Here is a 17,112-nt window from a genome sequence, read left to right as displayed (position 1 = left end):
GAAGTGCCACATCCTATGGGACTCATTTAATAATCTTATTTAACAAAAAATCTACTTTCTCTTTAAGAAGTTCCTTTACACTAACATCAAGGTCCATTTCATCCATCGTCTCTTTTAATTTGCCGAACCATGCTGAGGCCCTTTCTGGGGCTATTTGAAATGGGTGTCTTTCTTTAACCTGTGATACTTGCTCACCTTGTTCCTGAGTAGATTCCTCTGAAACTAAGCGATTTATAAATACTCTTTGCCGATTTTTCAGCAGCTCTATATCCGTGTTTCTTTCATTAAACATGTTAATATAGTAAGAATCCTTTAGCAGCTTATCATAAAAGCGATCAACCAATTCATTCACTTTTTCCTGGTCTAGTGCAATGGACATCATCAATTCCCTCTTTTTCTTGATTGGAGTAGTTTCTACTATTATTATAGTGTAAATAATAAACCAGAATTGTGACTTACATCACAAAAAACCCTTTGTGGAAGAATAAAGACACCTTTGATAATCTAAATAGCAGGTGTCCCCAAAATATAAATTAAATTATTCATTCTTCGAACGGCAATTATAATCCTTTTCAATTCCTTTTTTCCAGCTTCGATCTATCTTTTTGCCACTTCGAAGGTTGACCACGGCTTCATTTACCGCTTCATAATTTAATTCCGTTCCTTTATTGTCCGCGTGGTAATCAACGGCGAAGTCCTCATCGATTCCAAATCGAGCAGCAGTCGAAATGGCATCGATATTGGCTCCAAGGAATAGGAATTCCCAGCCATATTTCTCCTTTTGGTGTTGAACCATTTTTTTGATTTTGTCGGCTGTGAATTCACGGCTGGCATTTTCCATCCCATCCGTGGTTATAACGAAGAGTACTTTTTCAGCACGTTCATCCTCACTGGTTCTCTTTTGTACATTCACGAATTTTTGTATGGTAAAACCAATGGTATCTAATAATGCAGTGGTGCCGCCTACTTGATAGTCTTCTTCAGTGATAGGAGAAATACCCCGTACATTGATTCGGTCGTGGAATAATTCGTACTCGTGATTAAATAATACAGTCGTAACAATGGCTTCCCCTTCAGCCTTTTGCTGTTTCTTCAGCATCGCATTATAACCACCGATTGTATCAGACTCAAGTCCTGCCATGGAGCCGCTTTTATCTAATATAAACACTAATTCTGTTACATTTCTTTTCATGAATATCATCCTCCGTTCTTTGATAAACAAAGGATAACACTAATCCATTTCGAAATGGTCGCTTGGGAAGCGACATTTCATGCACCGAGTATTGGCTGGTCAAAAGCAAATAACGCCTCATTGATTTCATGAATATTGTAATTAGCATGTTGAATAAAATACTCAATTATCACATCAAATTTATTGCTGCGTGACAAGGTATAACCGGCTGCAGCTAGCAGCTCCATCGTTTCCTCCACAGTTAATTGAGTAAATTTAACGCAACGGCAAAAGCAATCGTGGTTTTCTTTTTCGGGGTATAATCGTCTTCATTTCGGATTTTGGAGAATAATCGCCGGTCAATATTCGCCCTTTTATACGTCTCTACATCCGTCATTCCTTTTTCATCAATGAAACGAAGCAGCCGTTCGGAAAAAGATTCATCGAGTTGGTCCAACAGGTTGACTAAGGAATACTCTGCTTCTTTATACAGATCCGGCTGAACAAATTCGACTTCTTGCGGTTGTTCCAATATATATCGTTCTTCTCTATTACGATTAAATGTGATTTCTACTTCTTCTACATAATGCTCATCAATATATTGATGAATCGATGTAAATAATTTCTTGCTTAAGCCGAAAGAACCTTTGTCAAAAACAACCAGATAAACAAGCATATCATGATGTAATAAAAAAGAGCCGATGGTCGAAACCGCGATTTGTAATGCTTCCTCTTTTGGATAACCATATATGCCCGTCGAAATTAATGGAAATGCGATGGACTCACATTGATGATTTTTTGCCAGCTTCAAGGAGTTATAGTAACTTGCCTTTAGCAGTGCTGCTTCATGTTTGGAACCACCCTGCCAAATAGGTCCTGGTGTATGTATGATATATTTGGCCTCCATGTTAAAGCCATCAGTCACAACGGCTTCTCCAACCTTGCATTCCCCCATTTTATCGCATGCTTCTTGCAACTCATTGACACCTGCCGCATGAAATATAGCACCGCATACGCCACCACCCATTTTCAGCGATGTATTCGCAGCATTCACAACCGCATCCACCTTCATCTTTGTAAGATCATGGCGAACAATTTCTAATGGCATAAGTTTTCCCCTCCCCAAACCATTTTTTATAGTGTTCATTATATCAGAAAAAAGATTTGATATTCGTAACAGTTGGTGCCTGACACTCTTTTAATGGCCTTTTAATTAATAAAGCATGTGCGTTTGACAAAATTCGGGTTGTTACACAGGCACACCCTTGATATACTTTTTATATCTGCTATACTTTTTATATCAAGTTTTTTGATCTCTCTGGAGGTGGTTTTTATTAAGATTTGCCCATATTTAGAATACTCATTTCAAATACTAGGTAAAAAGTGGAACGGGTTAATCATTCACTATTTGTCCCTTTGTGAGAACAACTCAACCAGTTTTACAGAAATGGTTCAAGAAATTTCTAACATTACGCCCAGAGTCTTATCCATGAGGTTAACTGAACTCATAGAGTATGGTCTAGTGAAGAAAGAAGTGATAGATTCACCCACCGTAACGATTTCATATAAATTAACCGAAAAAGGGCAAGAACTTGTTTCTGCTTTACAGCCTATCCAGAAATGGGCAATAGAATATAAAGATAAGGTTTAATTAAAAAACAGGAGTGATCAAAATGAATAACAAAAGTAATATAATGTGCGATTTGGAAACAGGGGTTTGTGGAAGCGCAGGGGACGAGGGAATGGAAATGATTGACTTTAATCAACCCCAAAAATCGATTAATCTTTATTATGTCACCGACCCAATTTGCTCCCACTGTTGGGCACAAGAGCCAGTGCTCCGTCGTTTTGAAGAGCAGTATGGGGATAACTTTACCTTCCATACGGTTATGGGAGGATTATTAGAAAAATGGGGCGATGGACCTGTCGACCCAGCAAACGGAATCGCCAAACCGTCTGATGTTGCTGGACATTGGAGAGAAGTTGGTGATTATACGCGCATGCCAATTGATGGCACACTTTGGTATGACAACCTGATTCACTCATCCTATCCCCCATCTATTGTATTTAAAGTCATTCAAAAGCAAAATGAAGCGTTGGCTCGTGTGTTTTTACGCCGTGTGAGAGAAGCCGTTTTCGCTTTCAATCAAAATATTGCAGAGAAGTCGATTTTAGTGGAAATCGTGAATAATCTTGGACTTGATGGAGAAGCAATTGTAAAAGAAGCGGAGCTGCCAAGCGGACAGCAATTATTAAATGAAGATTTCGTTCTAGCTGCCAAATTAGGTGCCAGAGGGTTTCCAACAATTGTAATGATAAATGAGGAAAATAAAGGTGTGAAGATTGTTGGTGCTCGCCCATTAGAATACTATGTTGCAGGGCTAAAACAAGTACTAGATTCAGAGACTCTCCAAGTTAAACAACAACCAGCACTCTCTAGCTTGCTTGAAAAAGAAAAGCTTTTATTTTCGAAAGAGATTGAGGTAATGTACGATCTTGAAAAAACAGAAATTAACGCTTTTGCTGAAAAAGAACTTTCATCCACCAGTTATCAAGTGAAGGAAATTCTAGGTGAAACCTATTTTGTGACTAAATAATCACGAAAACAGTAACGGGTTCCGTTCCCTATCGTTAACATTAAAAATGGAACCAAAAATGACTATCAAATTGTAAACTAATTTGATAGTCATTTTTATTGGTATATCAAGCTTTTTACAGAATAAGTGCTTAAATTTGTACAAATGATAATGATTACTTATACATAAAAAACACAATAGGTACTTTTTGGATGTGCCTTTTGTCATTTTTATAGTCTATTGTATCTGCTCTGGTTTTCCAAAATAGCTAAACGAGTTAGCTTCACTTTTATTTCTTTACTTAATGAAAACCATTCAGGTTTAAGGATTTTCATTTTACATTCCCCCATTAGAGTATTGTTCAGTTTCAAGAAGTTTTAAAACAACTTATTTTGTAACAATATTCATCTGAGATGCAATTCTTTTTTCTACAATTTTTATCATTCCCGATCCCTCAAACTTTTTAACATTTTTCGTTTTCCATTTTATTTGAATTTTCTACATTTTTTTCATTTACTGTTTTGAATCGTAAGGTATCACCGTTTAATCGGACTCCTTTGATTCATCGGCGCTCTCCTCTGCTGGAATAACAGGAGCCTCCAGGGCAGGAGAATTAATATACTCCATAACTTTTACCTTTGGCGGCTCTGGCCGACTTTGACCATACAGACGTACGTAGATTTCTTCAATTTCCTCTCCCGTCAAATCGCCCCGCTTCAGCAATTCTTCTGCAATGGAATGGACAAAGTCGGCATTTTCATTTACTAGCTTCTTTACTTGAAGCATTTGGTCTTTTAACAACACGTTGATTTTTGGACGGAGCGCTCTAAGTCCATCGATTCGAGAGCCTATTGCCAGCCAGCTGAACAGCTCATCTCCCATACCTACCATTCCAAGGTAGGCGCCAGCTAACAGCGTAGCATGCTGCAGGTCGGAGGTGACACCGTTTAATTTCTTGAAGAGGAACTCTTCTTCAACAGCCCGTGCTGCCAGACACACCTGGATTTCTGCTAGGATTTCGCTATCGCTTCTATTATACCGCTCCTCTGTCGGCTTGGTGGCTGCAAGACCTAGCGCACTGCCCCTGCGGATAATTGTTACCTTCCAAACCCGTTCGTGCGGCTTCAATAGATACTGAGCGACTGCATGGCCGGCCTCATGGTAGGCGACATTACGCTTCTCATCTTCCATCATAGAGCTCAGAGGCTGCTTTAGTCCCCACTCATAAGTCTCCATGGCGGCCCGGAAGTCCTCGTAGCTTGCTAACTGTGCACCATGTTGGTGTGCAATTACAACAGACTCATTTACGATGTGTTTGATTTGTGCTGGGCTATAACCAATCGTATCAAGTGCAGCCTTCTCAGGTGTAAGAGTAGCGTCCCTTTTTACCTTCTCGAGGTAGTAGTTGAATACGTCCACCCTTCCATCATAATCCGGGGAATCGACCCAAAGCTTCCGATCAAATCTGCCGGGGCGGAGCAGCGCCTGATCGAGTACATCAGGCAGATTGGTTGCTCCGATTGTCAGCACTGCAGGTCGTTCTGCTTTTTTGCGCCGCAACCCTAGTGAACGTAGCAATTTGGCAATCTTGGAATTATCAATGTTTGGCGGGTCCATCTGCAGAAGCAGCTCATTTAGCAGGCCCGAACCCATGCCCGCCATGCCGAGCATCCCACCCATACCACCACCACCGCCTCCAGCCGAACGACTCATTCCGATTGCATCGATTTCATCGATAAAGATAATGCAGGCGCCGTATACTTTCGCAAGCTTCCTCGCCTTCCTATAGAGGCCCATCACCTTCAGGTTGCCGACGCCGAAGAACATATTTTGAAAACTAGGAGCCGATGCGTAAGCAAAGGGAACCTGCGCTTCGTTCGCAATTACCTGTGCCAAATAGGACTTTCCAGTGCCAGGGGGCCCACATAACATCAACCCTCGTATCGCCTCACCACCCATGTCCTTAAACTCCTTGACGCCCTTTAGCAAAACGACAATCCGCTTGGCATTATCAACGATTTCGGGATTTCCGCGGTAATCATCCCAAGTCGAACCAGTCTCGCCAGGCAGAATCCAGTAAGTTCGTCCCCGTGCCAGGAACCAGAAAAGTGCAACAAACTGGATAATCATAAACAACATTGCAAAGAGCAACTGCAGCAAATAACTAACAATAGTCAACGCTACCTGCCAATAGGCTGGCCCTCCCCTTAAGAGAATCATTCCTAAGAAGAAGATGGCCGCAAGCCAGAGAAGGGATTTACGCCACTTGACCCATTGATATTTCCTCATAGCTTCACTACCTTTCGGAATATTCAGAATATCATATGAGGAATTAGCCCTAAAAGTGCCTAGAAAGGTGTCAGGCACCTAAAAAAGACAATTGTCCATCATATACGGACACCTTTAATTATGTTTAAGGCGAATAACTTGAGAATCATACTGATATTTATTCGTTGTTTAATCATGTCATACCTTATTTATGTGAACGTCATTAAGATTTCTTTCTGTTGAAGTGTTGTTAATAATTTCCATATTCCTATTCGAAATGTTCTTTAAATCTAGGCACCTCTTCCCTTCAAAGGCATAGATAGATATATCTATTCCTATGAACAAAATATTACTTATAAACAATGAAAAAGCCCTCCATGTAGGAAGGCTTCACCTTGCTTATTTAATTAATTTATTTTTAATGTCCAATAAATATTTGAGTACAACTGCTATACCGCTTATGAAATAGAATGTTATCAGAATCCACCCTGTTGGATCTATTGAAAACATGGATATTAGAATGTTCAACGGCAAAACAATATATACAATATCCTTTAAATAATCTAAAACAAATGTGGGATCGAACTTGCCTGCCCAAAAAGATTGGAAGAATGCAATAAGAAAATTAAGAATCATTAGTCCATATACAGCCCACATTGTGTAGAGCATCCAGTCTGAAAGTGTAAAGCCCATTTATCATCACCACCTTACATTATACTATGCTAGTAATAATGTAAGGTGAAGACGACAAAGAGTTAAATTAACAAAATTTTCAGAAATAAAGAGTTAAATAAAAAAAGGGTTTTTGGATTCCTAACCTGTAGCTGCATAAATGTTAATCTACAGTCCTGCTACATTTCCTTTTAGTACAGCTGTTCATAATGATAGTTGGTAAAAACCATACTCTAAGCCAATTAACACCCGCTTTCTCCATCTTTCTTTTTGAATCTAGCAAATAGGTCATGAAAATCATTGTGAGATTAAGATTGTTATGGTTTATTCACTTTGTTAATGGGTACTGTATAGTCATCCCAAATTTATAGGAGGTAATATCAAATGAACAATGAACAGTACCCAAGCAAATTACCCGCACAAGAACAACACCAGCAACCAACCTGGAATAGAGAAGATATGAAGCCACTTCCAGATACGGAAAATCCGAAGTACAAAGGAAGTAACAAGCTCCAAGGAAAGAATGCCATAATTACCGGTGGAGACAGTGGAATAGGACGTTCTGTATCAATAGCTTTCGCAAAGGAGGGGGCAAATGTTGCGATTATTTATTTAAACGAAAGCAATGATGCCGAAGTAACCAAACAGCTGGTTGAGGAGGAAGGTGGAAGATGCCTATTAATTGCTGGAGACATCGGTGATGAATCCTTCTGTAAAAAAGCTGTACAGCAAACCGTAGATGAGCTGGGCGGACTTGATATCCTTGTAAATAATGCAGCTGAACAGCCTCCTCAAAAAAGCATTTTGGATATAGGGACAGAGCAGCTGGAAAAGACATTCCGGACAAATATTTTTTCTATGTTCCATTTAACAAGATCCGCGTTGTCTCACCTTAAGCAAGGAAGTGCGATTATTAATACAACGTCTATTACTGCCTATCAAGAACATAGAAAGCTGCTTGACTATTCTTCTACAAAAGGTGCCATTACAACCTTTACACGGTCTCTTGCCCATCAGCTGGCCGAAAAAGGAATCAGGGTAAATGGAGTCGCGCCAGTACCTATTTGGACACCACTTATCCCTACTACTTTTACCGCGGAAGAAGTAAGTAAATTTGGACAGGATACACCGATGAAACGCCCTGGACAACCGGAAGAGGTTGCTCCTTCGTATGTCTACCTTGCATCAAATTCAGATTTCTCCTATGTTTCTGGACAAATTCTGCATATAAATGGTGGAAAAGTCATTAATGGGTAGGTAGATACATTAAAAAGGTATTCGCAATTCATCCCCTCCCAGAATTAGGACTGAAACATAAAGATAGCCCATTTCCAAGCATATATTTTAAAAGTTTAGGACGGTTCTTTCCATATAAACAGTGGTTACCATCCGTAAGACATAAAGAGAGACAAATAATTTAAATTATTAATACAAGTTGTCCACACCTCCCAATTTACTCCTACATTTAATGTAGAAAGGGAGGTGAAATTTTATGAGTATAGAGGACGTTATTTCAATAGGAGCAAATTGTATTGTACAAATCAGAAATCGCTTTTTTCTTTTAGTAGAAATCGAAGTGGAAGCAGGTAATGTTGCATTCGAGGAATTCGTGTTTATTCGTATATCACGACAAGAGGCTAGGACATTGTTGGATGCAGGAGTCCATCGATGTGAAATTACAACTCGCATTCCAAGATCTGATGATGTAGAAGTAGAATTTATTTGTATCTTGATTGTAGATGGAGAGGCATTTGCAGTGTTTGATGTAGAAAACGACACGGACGAAGCAGTTCTTGTCGAAATCCCATTAGCAGCTGCACGTCGATTAATCCGCAGAGGTGCAAGGGAATGTACGGTCATTGACAGATTGCGAGGTTAAGATTTTTAAAAAGAATGAATAGATTACACAAGAGGGCTATTTACGCGAATAGTCCTTTTGTTTTTTATAATTAGGCTGTTTTAAACTAGATTGTTGATTTCCGCTCCAATCAACAGGGTTACAATAACAACAATTACCTTTAACAGAGCCTATAATAAAATAAAAGAATCATTATATTTTTCTAAATCGTATCCACGGATAAATATTTTGGATGGTGATGGGTAATTTATTATAATCTGAAGGTTATTAAGGTACATTTATAGGAGGAAATAAAGAGACTCAGAATACTTTATAAATTGTCGATGGTCGTTTTGGTTACAGCATCTATTTTAATAGGAGCCTTTTATCCTAATACGAAAGCGATGAGTGTGGAAGCAGCAAGAATCCCATGGAATAATCAAAAGGCAGATCTTGTGATTAAGAATGGGCACATCTTAACGATGAATGCGAAAAAGGATGCCTTTGTCAAAGGGACAGTTGTAATAAAGGATAAGAAAATCATTGCAATTGGCGATGAAAATTTGGAAAAACAATATAAAGCCTCTAAAGTCATTAATGCCAATGGTAATATTGTGATGCCGGGAATGATAAATACTCATAATCATGTTCCAATGGTTGCGTTTAGAAGTATTGGTGAAGAAGGAGTAGGCAATCGGTTATTTGATGTGTTTTTTCCACTAGAAGGAAAATTACTTTCAAGGGACCTTATTTATAAAGCATCCATTCATGGCGTCATAGAAATGGCAATGGGCAGAGTTACGACATATGCAGATATGTATTACCACGAAGATGAAGTAGCAAAAGCGACAGAAAAGATTGGCATTAGAGGAGTTCTTGGAGAAACGGTTATTAGCTTTCCAACAGTCGATGCTCCTGAACCATATGGCGGACTAAAATATGCAGAGGACTTTATTAAACAATATAAGAATCATGAACTAATTACGCCATCTGTGGTGGCCCATGCTCCCTACACAGTTAGCCCTGAGATGATTAAGGCATCGAAAGATTTAGCTAAAAAATATCAGGTACCATTTGCGATTCATGCGGCAGAGTTTGCTGATGAAGCACAAAGAGTAGAAACCAAGTTTGGTCAGAAGTATCCTTCCGTCATAAAATACTTGGATTCTTTAGGAATATTAGATGAAAATACAATGCTTGCACATGCCATCCATATTGATGATGAGGACATTAACATCATTAAACAAAGAGGAGCCACAATTGCCCATAATCCAATAGCGAATACAAAAGGGGCAACCGGTGTGGCACCAGCTATTAAGATTGATAAAGCAGGGATTAAAATGGGATTGGGTACAGATGGGCCAATGAGCTCGAACACCATGGATGTATTCGGAACAGCCGGATATGCGGCAAGAATTCACAAATTGGTCAACAAAGATCAAAGCGTAATGCCGCCAAGTAAGGTTGTCGAACTTGCCACAATTGGTGGAGCAAAAGCTCTAGGGCTGGATAAAAAAATCGGCTCACTAGAAGTTGGGAAATATGCAGATATTATTATTGTAGACACTCATGCGCCTAATACCTTTCCAACCTTTGATCCATATGCAACGTTAGCGTATGCAGCAGGACCGCAAAATGTAATCGATGTGATCGTTAATGGGAAATTGATTGTAGAAAACAAAAAGCTTAAAACCTATGATTACAAGAAAGATCTGAAGGATATGGAAGGAATCTATAAACAAGTAGCAGAAGTAGAGAAAACTCTTCCCTATCATCAACAAAAACCAACGAGTGAATGATGTATTCAACACAAAAAAGCGAAGCTTGAGGGATTATCCTCAAGCTTTTAATCAATTTTACTGTATGTTGGTTTTTTGTAATGGTCTGTCCCTCTTCTTGCATAAAGATATACAAAGGGGGGATTTTTATTTTATATCCAAATAAACCTATTAGAATTACTGTTGCTTATGTTTTTATTACCTCAGCACTTATGAAATTAATGGGTACCGAAGTAGCGAATCATTTTCTTGGATTAGGACTTCCCTATCCCCACATGATGTTAAAGCTTGTCATTTTAATAGAAATGGTTTGCGGAATTCTACTATTGGTTAATAAAGCTGTTAAAAATGCAGTGGTACCTTTAATTGGTATTATGATCGCAGCCATTCTATTAACAAAGGTTCCCTTACTGCACACTGGCTTCCTTCCATTCGCTTTTGGTGCTCGTTTAGACATTGTACTGTTAGTTTTGCTAGTTTATCTATACAAGGCCACATAAGATTTCCCTGTTTTTTGGGGTACAGTTCCAAACGTTTGTAAGGATTTATTTTAGCTAATCGGTACTTCTGAAGTCTAGTGAACAAAAAAAGGATAGAAAAGGAATCACATATTCCCGTTCCCTACCCCTTTATAAATAATTCCATTTTCTACTTCATTACTTAACTAATTTTAAGAAGTTTTACTCTCGTCATACGGGATTGGTACCTGGGACGGTTCCTTCAATTTTCTTTTCATCATTACATAATAGAGTACTGATGGAACCACCAATCCTAATATCCAGGCTATATCGGCTCCCCCCATTGCTTTCGCACCAGGTCCTACAAAGAACGATGTGTTCATAAATGGAACTTCGGCGATAATTGAAACGAGGAACGATAGAGCAGTAATTTTGTTTACTTTTCCATACTTTCCATTTAAATCAAAAATATCTTTAATACTATACTCCCCGTGACGCAGGACATAAAAATCAATCAGGTTAATAGCTGTCCATGGAATTAAAAAGTAACTAATAAATAAGATAAAGTTGATAAAATTGGACAAGAAATTTCCCTGACCCCAAATAGCCAGTAAAGTTCCAACTGTTCCTATTCCAAAGATAAAGAACATCCTTACTTTTGGGGTTACTTTTATTTTTGAAAAAGGCTCAACTGTAGATATGGTTGACATAAAGGCGCCATATAAATTAAAAACATTGATGGAGAACTGACCTAGGATGATCACAGCAATTAAAAGAAACGAAAAACTTCCAAACTGATTAGCGAGATTCGTGCCAGAGTTACTTAGGAAATTCGGAATGGCCGTAGTCAGTAAGACTCCTAAAACCATCATCCAAACAGTGCCCAAAACAGTCCCTGCATACGTATACCAAAACGTTTTTGAGTAATTGGTTTCAATTGGTAAATACCTTGAGTAGTCAGCGACATTGGGTGCAAATGAGATCTGCCAGGTTGCTACCACACTAACACTTAACATAAAGATTGGTAGATTGAACTCAGCTGGAGACCAGCTTCCAGACGGAACGGGTAATTGGAAGACAATAAACGTAGCAGCTATGAAAACAAGAAAGAACACCCAAGTCAAATACTTTTGCATCTTATGAATAAGATCATGGCCAATCATTGTCACGATAAAAGTGATGATATTAAGAACAATGATACTCAAAGTTAAATTAAGGTCTAAGGCACTGCTCAATACTTGTGCACCTAACAAACCACTGCTTGCAAAAAAACCCAAGTACATGAAAATAACTAGAATTAAGGGAATCACGGCTCCAATAACACCAAATTGTGCACGGCTTTGAATCATTTGGGGGATACCGAGTTTAGGTCCTTGAGCAGAATGTGAAGCCATAAAAATGGCCCCTATTAAATTACCAACAATAATAGCTACAACACTCCAAAAAAGATTTAAGCCAAAAGTGACACATAATGCTCCTGTCACAAGTGTGGTAATATGCATATTTGCAGCAAACCAAACTGCAAACAATCCTCTTGGTTTTCCATGACGTTCATTGGCCGGAATATACTCAATACTTCTTGTCTCAATTTTCATAGATCTGCCCCCTGAAAAATATTATTTTGGTGACTTATCTTAGGAGTGAACTTCTTCCTTATTCAACTTGCGTTCATCTATGTTTTCTTTTTCCTTTAAAACAAAGCTGAGTAAATCCAATGCAAGCCGTGCACCTACTTGACCGGTCATTCCAGCTGGGTCATATGGCGGTGCTACTTCGACCAAATCAAAGCCAATCACTTTTCCTCTTTTAGCTATTCCTTCAAGCAATTCATTTACTTCATCGTAAATAAATCCTCCTGGTGAAGGGGTACCTGTTCCGGGTGCTACTGAAGGATCCAAACCATCAATATCTAGGGTAATATAGTATTTTTCTCCTTCTGGAAGTAGTTCTAAAACACTTTCAATTCCCATTTTCCTAATTTGGCGTGGTGATAAAATAACACTTCCATATTCTCGTGCTGCATCCACATCTTCCTTCAAACTGCTAGAAATTCCTCGAATTCCAAATTGGAAAATTTTCTGAACATGGTCCATTTCAGATAAACGACGGATACAGCTTCCATGCCCATACCTTTGCCCGGAACGATGATCCGCCCAATCCAAATGTGCATCGATTTGAATAACATGAAAAGGCCCTAACTCTTCTAAACCTTTACCAACTGGAATGGTAATGGAGTGATCTCCGCCTAATACAACCGGCATCGCTCCTTTTGAAACAATCTTTCTAATGGCTTCTTCTGTGTTTTCATGGCATTGCATCATATCTCCATGAACCATGTCCACATCGCCGCAATCTACTACTTTCCATCTTGGCCCCAAATACGTAATATCTTTTTCAATATCGTAAGCACCATTTAATCCAAAACTGTAAAGTGTAGATCCTTCACGAATCCCCCTTGGACCCATTCTTGCTCCAGATTTCCATTGAGTACCCATATCATTTGGAACTCCAATAACGGCAACATCCGCATCTAGTTGATTAATATCTGAACAAACAGGATATTTTCCAAAAGTGCAGATACCAGTAAAAGGTAAATTCAAAAATTGCTTTTCATCTTGATTTGACATAAAATAGCCTCCTTTAAGTTTCTATTCTTAAAGATTGCAATTTTCATGCCAACTAATAAAGACAGCGTTTAAGAGAACGTTGTAGTCAAAAACGACTACCTTTGCTCAACATATTTTAGTATTTTCCGATTGGCAGTAGATTGGCTGATTCCCAATATTTCTGCAAGTTTAATGCTACTAGGATATTTATGATACATTCGCACAATATACTCCTTTTCAAGTGTTTCTAAATAATCGTTTAAGGGAATTTCTTTCGTTGACGGGGTGAAGGAATCCTTTTTTGTTTCCTCTTCTCCCAAATCAAGGTCTATTTCGTTCCCACTAGATGTGATCATTTTCTTTTCAATATAGTTTCGTAATTCCCTGACATTTCCCGGCCAATTTTGCTGGCTTAGCCAAGCAGCCATTGTTGGGGTAAAATATGTATTCAATTGATATTTACGATTCAATTGTTCAGTAATCTCGTAAATTAATGGAATGATTTCTTCCTTTCGTTCCCTTAGCGGTGGAATCTCTACTTTTACGACATTGATTCGGTAATAAAGATCTTCTCTAAATTTCCTTTCCATAATCATCTTTTCTAAGTTTTGATTTGTAGCACAAATAATTCTGCAATTTACCTCAATTTTTTTTGTTCCTCCAATTCTCATTAGGGTTTGGTTTTGCAAAACCGACAATAATTTTACCTGAAGATTCAATGGCAGTTCACCAATTTCATCTAGAAAAAGAGTTCCCTTTCCTGCTATTTCAAAGTACCCCTTCTTACCCCCTTTTTTAGACCCGGTAAAAGCTCCCTCCTCGTAACCGAAAAGCTCTGATTCAAATAAAGATTCAGGTATTGCACCACAGTTTACATCAATGAAGGGTTCAGCCTTTCTTGATGACATTTGATGAATTTTATAAGCAATATGGTTTTTACCAACCCCCGACTCACCCTCGAGTAATACAGTAACGTTTATATCTGCTACCTTTGACACAACTTCAAATACTTTTTCCATTTTTCCATTACTTATAAAGAATTGTTGAGTCGCCTGTTTTCGTAATTTTTCATTTTCTTCTTGAAATTTTAGTAATGCCTTTGCTACTTGCTCATTTTCTTTTCTTAAAGACTCAAATTCGGTTATATCTCTTGAAAAACTCGTAGCGCCTATTAATATTCCTGATTGATCATAAACCGGATATCCGGAAATGATTAGTTCTCTATTATGATTTGTTTCTTGAATTAGCGTTACTTCCTTGTTAGTTCTTAACACGCTTGCAATGACAGAGGGAGAAAAAAGTCCTTGTTTTTCAAGTTCGAAAATATTATGATTAACGATTTGCTCACACGGAATACCAAAGACTGTTTCAGTAGATTGACTTGCATATAAAACCATTCCCGTTGCATCCGCAATAAAGATTTCATCAAAAGAATGTTCTAAAATATGGTTTAAAAGTATCGAATCATCCCAGCTTTTATTCATTTTCATCACCTAGTCATTTTTGATTTAATCATAATCAAAAATGACTAATAATTCAAACTATTTTAAATTTTTTTTATTTCATTTAAGGCAATTTCCAAAATGATTAGAATTTTTAATTAGCAGGAATAACTGAGGTTGAAAAAATGGGGTTAGTGGACGGTGAATGGGGGGACGGTTCTTTCGAATTACCGTGAAAACCTTCCCTGTGGAGTTGTTATCAGTTTTTTCTGTATGTTAGTTTTTTTGTAATGGTCTGTCCCTCTGCATAAAGATATACAAAGGGGGATTTATATTTTACATTCAGATATTTTGCTGGATAAGTGGTAAATATAAAAACAAGAGAAATACAAACTGGTGTAGTTTTGCAAAGAAAGGATTAACGAAAATGATTATAATGGAAAGAGAACAAAGCTATTTTATGGTAACTCAGAATGATCACGCCAAAATTGCAGGGGAAATCGCCCGAAACTGTAAAGATGATTATTTTTTTGATCATACACGAACCCAAGAAGTGCAACTGGCGATCCAAGAACATGACAGAGGCTGGATAGAACTGGATACGTCTCCTGTATGGAATGATAAAACGGAGATGCCGTACTCTTTTATCGACTACCCGATAGTGCTTAAAATTTCTTTTTATAAAAAGGGATTGAATGAAGTTGAAAAAATGAGCAAGTATGCTGGACTTTTATGCAGTTTACACTATTCATCATTCATCCAGGATGCTACTGAGCCCGCAGTCAGGGAATTTTGGAATGAAGAAAAGCAAAGACAGGAGCAACTTTTAAAGGGATTGCAAATAGTGGGAAACGAGAATAAGAATGAAACTTTAATGTACCACTTAGATCTGTTAAAATTTTGTGATTATCTTTCCCTGTTTATTTGTTTAAATGAACCTGGAGATAATAAAAGGATACATCCCTTTTTTCGAAATGGATTTCCACAGTTATTTCCTTTTGTTACGGACAATCCCATCGATGCTCATTGGAAAATCCAAGAAACGGTTTCGCTCTCCTTCTCCCCTCTGAAAGGTGAATTAGAAGTAAAACTGCCTTATAGGGATGTAAGAAAAGACCAAATAGAGGAACATGGCATCTTACAGGCATACAAGGATACCCCTGTTACTATAAGGAAGATAGCGTTTAATTAGGTGAAAACCTGTGGATAGCATTTTCCGAAAAAATGCAATCCACAGGTAAATCGTTTATCTAAGATCTGCGTTTAGGTTTAAAGGTTTTACAACAGGTTTCGGCTGAATGACCTGCCGTATCGATATGATTCTTTTCACCTAATTCGGCAGACATTTCTGTATCATACCTTGCATGGTTATCTAGTTCAACCATAATTTTTTCCGCTGTACAAACATTTCCTTGTCCATAAAACGAACAGTTGGCAATCGCACAAGATACTTCAACTTTAGGCATTGTCTTACCTCCTAGTTAATGACCTGTTGCTTTATTATTTTTTGTAAAAACAATTTTTTCATACACTGGATACAAAAGATTAAAAAACAGATACTAGTAAATAATTAACACCCATTTGAAGGTGATCTGTTTTTATAATCAGTACATTCTATTTAACCAAGAACGTCTCTCCTACTTCATCAAATGCGTGCTTATAGTCAAACGCAAAAGGAGTGGGTCCTTGCTGAATATAATAGTTGTATCTCTTGAATGCCTCCTCCCAGGATACATCCTTCACCTTTTCCACCCACCACACCACATATGTAGGTTGTTTCTCTTGATGAGTTTCAATCCACTTGTTCCTGTCTCGTATGGCTTGCTTGTGTTGACCTGAATACGTAAAACGATATAAAGATTGAAGGCTTTTCCATACCGTTAGTGTAAGAATAGGAACACCCTCCCCTTGGATAACTTCCTCAGGGAATGGCACTCCATTAGGTGAAAACTCCTCTATAAGATGCCCTGATTTAGCAGCCTGGCGAATCACTTCGTATCCCACCTCAAAAAACTCACGAGAGGCATGATGCTCATACGGATGTTTTAGTCTACCGACAGTATAGATTGCAACAAAAGCCATAATTATCTCTCCATTTACACTTTTTACCTACATATATTCAAGAAACTCTGGACTAATTCCTATTGAACAAACTGATCATCATTTTTATGAAAAAACTTTCTTTTTATAGATAGGACTCAAATTCATAAATAACTAGGCACAATTAATTACCTTTGTAAAATTTTCAAGAAAAGTGTAGTCTCCATACACTCATTGAAGGGTGGCTGCACTTATTATTTCTAC

16 protein-coding genes and 1 pseudogene are annotated in these 17,112 nt (G+C 38.1%); 7 read left to right on the top strand and 10 right to left on the bottom strand.

Features of this window, described 5'->3' with window-relative positions:
• Positions 1-22: 22 nt before the first annotated feature.
• The 3 genes and pseudogenes from QF028_RS08615 to QF028_RS08605 form a co-directional block, all read right to left on the bottom strand.
• A complete protein-coding gene (locus QF028_RS08615) occupies positions 23-382 on the bottom strand; it encodes a protoglobin domain-containing protein (protein WP_429464866.1) in 360 nt (119 codons plus the stop codon).
• 156 nt (positions 383-538) lie between these two features.
• Positions 539-1,192, bottom strand: coding sequence for a vWA domain-containing protein (locus QF028_RS08610; RefSeq protein ID WP_429464865.1), 654 nt, complete (start codon positions 1,190-1,192; stop codon positions 539-541).
• A 77-nt stretch (positions 1,193-1,269) separates the two neighbouring features.
• Positions 1,270-2,279 (bottom strand): annotated as a pseudogene (locus QF028_RS08605) (macro domain-containing protein).
• 117 nt (positions 2,280-2,396) lie between these two features.
• Between QF028_RS08605 and QF028_RS08600 the strand changes: the two are divergent.
• A complete protein-coding gene (locus tag QF028_RS08600; RefSeq protein ID WP_429464864.1) occupies positions 2,397-2,822 on the top strand; it encodes a winged helix-turn-helix transcriptional regulator in 426 nt (141 codons plus the stop codon).
• A gap of 22 nt (positions 2,823-2,844) precedes the next feature.
• On the top strand, positions 2,845-3,768 hold the full coding sequence (locus QF028_RS08595) for a DsbA family protein (protein WP_429464863.1): 924 nt from the start codon (positions 2,845-2,847) through the stop codon (positions 3,766-3,768).
• A 522-nt stretch (positions 3,769-4,290) separates the two neighbouring features.
• Here QF028_RS08595 and QF028_RS08590 read toward each other — a convergent pair.
• The gene (locus QF028_RS08590) at positions 4,291-6,036 is read right to left on the bottom strand and encodes an AAA family ATPase (RefSeq protein ID WP_429464862.1); all 1,746 of its coding nucleotides are present in this window, start codon (positions 6,034-6,036) and stop codon (positions 4,291-4,293) included.
• A 378-nt stretch (positions 6,037-6,414) separates the two neighbouring features.
• Positions 6,415-6,708: a hypothetical protein gene (locus QF028_RS08585; protein ID WP_168244371.1), complete on the bottom strand. Its 294-nt coding sequence runs from the start codon at positions 6,706-6,708 to the stop codon at positions 6,415-6,417.
• 363 nt (positions 6,709-7,071) lie between these two features.
• Here QF028_RS08585 and QF028_RS08580 point away from each other — a divergent pair, with 363 nt between their 5' ends.
• The 4 genes from QF028_RS08580 (at position 7,072) to QF028_RS08565 (ending at position 10,802) form a co-directional block, all read left to right on the top strand.
• The gene (locus QF028_RS08580; RefSeq protein WP_429464861.1) at positions 7,072-7,944 is read left to right on the top strand and encodes an SDR family oxidoreductase; all 873 of its coding nucleotides are present in this window, start codon (positions 7,072-7,074) and stop codon (positions 7,942-7,944) included.
• Positions 7,945-8,179: 235 nt separating this feature from the next.
• Complete coding sequence (locus QF028_RS08575) at positions 8,180-8,566, top strand: hypothetical protein (protein WP_429464860.1); 387 nt, start codon at positions 8,180-8,182, stop codon at positions 8,564-8,566.
• Positions 8,567-8,868: 302 nt separating this feature from the next.
• Positions 8,869-10,323 (top strand): amidohydrolase, encoded by a 1,455-nt coding sequence (locus QF028_RS08570; RefSeq protein WP_429472236.1) that lies wholly within the window; start codon positions 8,869-8,871, stop codon positions 10,321-10,323.
• 101 nt (positions 10,324-10,424) lie between these two features.
• Positions 10,425-10,802 carry a DoxX family protein gene (locus QF028_RS08565; RefSeq protein WP_429472234.1) on the top strand — a complete coding sequence of 126 codons (378 nt, stop codon included), beginning with the start codon at positions 10,425-10,427 and terminating at the stop codon, positions 10,800-10,802.
• Positions 10,803-10,972: 170 nt separating this feature from the next.
• On the opposite strand, the gene QF028_RS08560 is transcribed toward QF028_RS08565, so the two are convergent.
• The 3 genes from QF028_RS08560 to QF028_RS08550 all read right to left on the bottom strand — a co-directional run bounded on the left by QF028_RS08560 (position 10,973) and on the right by QF028_RS08550 (position 14,850).
• Positions 10,973-12,355, bottom strand: a complete 1,383-nt coding sequence (locus QF028_RS08560) for a purine-cytosine permease family protein (protein WP_429464859.1) — start codon at positions 12,353-12,355, stop codon at positions 10,973-10,975.
• Between the two features lie 39 nt (positions 12,356-12,394).
• Positions 12,395-13,387 (bottom strand): agmatinase, encoded by a 993-nt coding sequence (gene speB, locus QF028_RS08555; protein WP_429464858.1) that lies wholly within the window; start codon positions 13,385-13,387, stop codon positions 12,395-12,397.
• Positions 13,388-13,482: 95 nt separating this feature from the next.
• Complete coding sequence (locus QF028_RS08550) at positions 13,483-14,850, bottom strand: sigma-54 interaction domain-containing protein (RefSeq protein WP_429464857.1); 1,368 nt, start codon at positions 14,848-14,850, stop codon at positions 13,483-13,485.
• A 385-nt stretch (positions 14,851-15,235) separates the two neighbouring features.
• On the opposite strand from QF028_RS08550, the gene QF028_RS08545 reads away from it, so the two are divergent.
• Entirely contained in the window at positions 15,236-16,000 is a 765-nt protein-coding gene (locus QF028_RS08545; protein WP_429464856.1) for a DUF3891 family protein, read from the top strand.
• Between the two features lie 58 nt (positions 16,001-16,058).
• On the opposite strand, the gene QF028_RS08540 is transcribed toward QF028_RS08545, so the two are convergent.
• Both QF028_RS08540 and QF028_RS08535 read right to left on the bottom strand, forming a co-directional pair.
• The gene (locus tag QF028_RS08540) at positions 16,059-16,274 is read right to left on the bottom strand and encodes a DUF1540 domain-containing protein (RefSeq protein ID WP_429464855.1); all 216 of its coding nucleotides are present in this window, start codon (positions 16,272-16,274) and stop codon (positions 16,059-16,061) included.
• 148 nt (positions 16,275-16,422) lie between these two features.
• Positions 16,423-16,890, bottom strand: a complete 468-nt coding sequence (locus tag QF028_RS08535) for a DUF3291 domain-containing protein (protein WP_429464854.1) — start codon at positions 16,888-16,890, stop codon at positions 16,423-16,425.
• Positions 16,891-17,112 lie beyond the last annotated feature (222 nt).

Origin of the sequence: Neobacillus sp. B4I6 (assembly GCF_050434045.1) — a bacterium.
Classification (GTDB): Bacteria; Bacillota; Bacilli; order Bacillales; family Cytobacillaceae; genus Neobacillus.
Note: the sequence above shows the minus strand (reverse complement) of the source record. Positions and strands in the feature narration are given on the sequence as shown.